Below are 2,039 nucleotides of genomic sequence, written 5' to 3' on the forward strand. Positions count from 1 at the left end.
GCTCCAGGGCGACTGCGCGGTCCCGCTCGGCCGTACGCTGACCGGAGGAGTCCCAGGGGCCGGCGGCGGTCACCACGGCGGCGGCCAGCGCCAGCCCGGTGGTGGCGGCGACGGCGGTGAACTGCGCGTTCCGCGACCTCGCGGACCGCGGAACGCGTCCGGCGGCGGCCTGCGCAACCTGCCTGACCTGCTCTTTCACGGCCCCGACGGCCCGCTGGAGGCGCGGTCGCGCGGTGCGCGCGAGGCGCGCCAGACGCGGTCTCGCGGCCCGCCAGGCCCTCAGCTCCGGCACGACCACCAGCCCCTTTCGCGATCACACACGTGCGTGAGGGACACTTAACCACCAGAACTATGTGCTGATCATGGAGGAGCCACCGGTGGAGTTCGACGTCACGATCGAGATCCCGAAGGGTTCGCGGAACAAGTACGAGGTGGACCACGAGACCGGTCGTATCCGCCTGGACCGTCGACTCTTCACTTCGACCAGCTACCCGGCCGACTACGGCTTCGTCGAGAACACCCTCGGCGAGGACGGCGACCCGCTGGACGCGCTGGTCATCCTGGACGAGCCGACCTTCCCCGGCTGCCTCATCAAGTGCCGTGCGATCGGCATGTTCCGGATGACGGACGAGGCCGGCGGCGACGACAAGCTGCTGTGCGTGCCGGCGTCCGACCCGCGCGTGGAGCACCTGCGGGACATCCACCACGTCTCGGAGTTCGACCGCCTGGAGATCCAGCACTTCTTCGAGGTCTACAAGGACCTGGAGCCCGGCAAGTCGGTCGAGGGCGCCAACTGGGTCGGCCGCGCCGACGCCGAGGCCGAGATCGAGCGTTCGGTCAAGCGCTTCCAGGAGCACGGCGGTCACTGACCCCCGCTCCCGCCGCGACGGGCCGCGCCGCTCCCCCACGGGGGCGGCGCGGCCCGTTCGCATGGGAAGCGGTGCGTCCGCGCATACTGAGGCTTACGGAAGGTGTCGTTCAGGGAGCGTTGCTCAGTGACGGATGCGGAGGACCGCAAGCCGCAGTCGGACGAGGCGAGGAGCGCGTTCACGCCTCCCAAGGGAACCTCGGGAACCTCGGGGGCCTCGGTGACACAGGTCACCCAGGTGATTCCGGTGCCGCCCGAACCGGCATCCTCACCGGCCGCCGACGGGGAGTCGTCGACGACGTCGGAGTTCGCCCTCCCCGAGGGGCTGGCCGTGCCGAGGACGGGCGGCGAGTCGGAGACCACGTCCGAGTTCGCCCTCCCCGAGGGCCTGGAGGCCCCCGAGGCGCCGGCCGCCGAACCCGAGGGCTCCGCGTTCAGCCGGCCCAGCACCTACAGCGCCCGGCAGGCTCCGGCCGCCTTCACCCCGCCCACCGGCATCCCCACCGTCAGCCTCACCAAGGACGTCCCCTGGCAGGACCGGATGCGCACCATGCTGCGCATGCCGGTGACCGAGCGGCCCGCGCCGGAGCCGGTGCAGAAGGCCGAGGAGGGCGGACCGGCCGTCCCGCGCGTGCTCGACCTGAGCCTGCGCATCGGCGAACTGCTGCTCGCGGGCGGGGAGGGCGCCGAGGACGTGGAGGCGGCGATGTTCGCCGTCTGCCGCTCCTACGGCCTGGACCGCTGCGAGCCGACCGTCACCTTCACGCTGCTGTCGGTCTCCTACCAGCCGTCCCTCGTGGACGACCCGGTGACCGCCTCCCGTACGGTGCGCCGCCGGGGCACGGACTACACGCGCCTGGCGGCCGTGTTCCGGCTCGTCGACGACCTGAGCGACCCGGAGACCCACGTCTCCCTGGAGGAGGCCTACCGGCGCCTGGCGGAGATCCGCCGCAACCGGCACCCCTACCCCGGCTGGGCGCTGACCGGGGCCGCCGGTCTGCTCGCGGGCGCGGCCTCCGTGCTCGTCGGCGGCGATCTGCTGGTCTTCGTGGCGGCCGCGCTCGGCGCGATGCTCGGCGACCGGCTGGCGTGGCTGTGCGCGGGGCGCGGGCTGCCGGAGTTCTACCAGTTCACGGTCGCCGCGATGCCGCCGGCCGCGATCGGCGTGGCG

2 protein-coding genes and 1 pseudogene are annotated in these 2,039 nt (G+C 72.8%); 2 read left to right on the top strand and 1 reads right to left on the bottom strand.

From position 1 onward, the window contains the following. Window positions 1-298, bottom strand: a pseudogene (locus IE249_RS38755) (D-alanyl-D-alanine carboxypeptidase/D-alanyl-D-alanine endopeptidase); the annotation flags it as partial. A 79-nt stretch (window positions 299-377) separates the two neighbouring features. Between IE249_RS38755 and IE249_RS28480 the strand changes: the two are divergent. Both IE249_RS28480 and IE249_RS38760 read left to right on the top strand, forming a co-directional pair. Further along, entirely contained in the window at window positions 378-869 is a 492-nt protein-coding gene (locus IE249_RS28480; RefSeq protein WP_189709377.1) for an inorganic diphosphatase, read from the top strand. A gap of 126 nt (window positions 870-995) precedes the next feature. Beyond that, window positions 996-2,039, top strand: a 1,044-nt coding sequence (locus tag IE249_RS38760) for a threonine/serine exporter family protein (protein ID WP_229859431.1), incomplete at its 3' end; no start/stop codon positions are given.

Source organism: Streptomyces anandii JCM 4720 (genome assembly GCF_014650655.1).
GTDB classification, from domain to species: Bacteria; Actinomycetota; Actinomycetes; order Streptomycetales; family Streptomycetaceae; genus Streptomyces; species Streptomyces anandii.